This is a genomic window from Parvibaculum sp. (genome assembly GCF_040882025.1).
Lineage (GTDB): Bacteria > Pseudomonadota > Alphaproteobacteria > Parvibaculales > Parvibaculaceae > Parvibaculum.
Map to the genome: position 1 here is coordinate 1 of NZ_JBBECC010000022.1, position 1,356 is coordinate 1,356.

Consider the following 1,356-nt stretch of genomic DNA (forward strand, 5'->3'; position numbering starts at 1 on the left):
ACACCGATGTCGCCGGCGTCGCCGGCCTCGACACGCCGAGCTTCGTCAAATTCGCCAGGCTCTCGGGCGAGGTGCCGCTGATCTCGGTCGTCTCCGGCCGCTGCTTTGCCGGCAACGCCGCGCTGGTCGGCTGCTCGGATGTCATCATCGCCACGAAAGACAGCAACATCGGCATGGGCGGTCCGGCCATGATCGAGGGCGGGGGCTTGGGCGTCTATGCGCCTGAAGACATCGGCCCCATAAATGTGCAGACGGCCAACGGCGTCGTCGACATCGCGGTCGAGAACGAGGCGGCGGCCGTCGCCGCGGCAAAGAAATACCTCTCCTACTTCCAAGGCCCGCTCCCCGCATGGGACGCCGCCGACCAGCGCGATCTCCGCCGCCTGATCCCCGAAAACCGCCTCCGCGCCTATGACATCCGCACCGTCATCGACGCATTGGCGGATCAAGGCTCGGTGCTGGAACTCCGGCCCCAATTCGGCATCGGCATCCTCACCTGCTTCATCCGCATCGAGGGCCGGCCGATGGGCCTGATCGCCAACAACCCGATGCATCTCGGCGGCGCCATCGACGCCGAAGCGGGCGACAAGGCCGCCCGCTTCATGCAGCTCTGCGACGCCTTCGGTCTGCCCATGCTCTCGCTCTGCGACACGCCGGGCTTCATGGTCGGCCCCGAAATCGAGGAGCGCGCCCAGGTGCGCCATGTCTCCCGCATGTTCGTGACGGGCGCGAGCCTGCGCGTCCCCTTCTTCACCGTGGTGCTCAGAAAGGGCTACGGCCTCGGCGCCCAGGGCATGGCCGCCGGTTCCTTCCACGCGCCTTTCTTCATCGTCTCCTGGCCGACCGGCGAATTCGGCGGCATGGGCCTCGAAGGCGCGGTCCGCCTCGGCTACCGCCGCGAAATGGAAGCGATCGAGGACGACGCCGAGCGCGACGCCTTCTACCGGAAAATGGTCGCGAGATATTACGAAAACGGCAAGGCCATCAACATGGCCTCCTTCCTCGAAATCGACGCCGTCATCGACCCGAAGGACACAAGGGCATGGCTCGTGCGCGGGTTGAAATCGGCCGGCCCCCTGCGCGAGCGCAAGGGCAGGGGGTTTATCGATACGTGGTGATATGATCCGTCAACGGAGCAATCCCACCCTCCCCCTGTGGGAGGGTCAAACGGCCGGAGGCCGTTTGGGGAGGGGTAAGCGTGGAACCTCGGCGCATAATCGATCGCGCGTCATTTGCCGCCACCGCCGCGACCCCTCCCCGAAATTTGTCTCGCTTGCGCTCGAATTTTGTCGACCCTCCCTCAGGGGATTCCTCTGCGAAACGTAGCGCTCCTGCGCCGTTGCTTGGGGACGGCTC

The 1,356-nt window shown here is 65.8% G+C and carries 1 protein-coding gene; it reads left to right on the plus strand.

Annotated elements, in window-relative coordinates; genetic code table 11:
- A partial coding sequence (locus WEB61_RS01955) for an acyl-CoA carboxylase subunit beta (protein ID WP_368062649.1) occupies window positions 1–1,118 on the plus strand: 1,118 nt, incomplete at its 5' end.
- Window positions 1,119–1,356 lie beyond the last annotated feature (238 nt).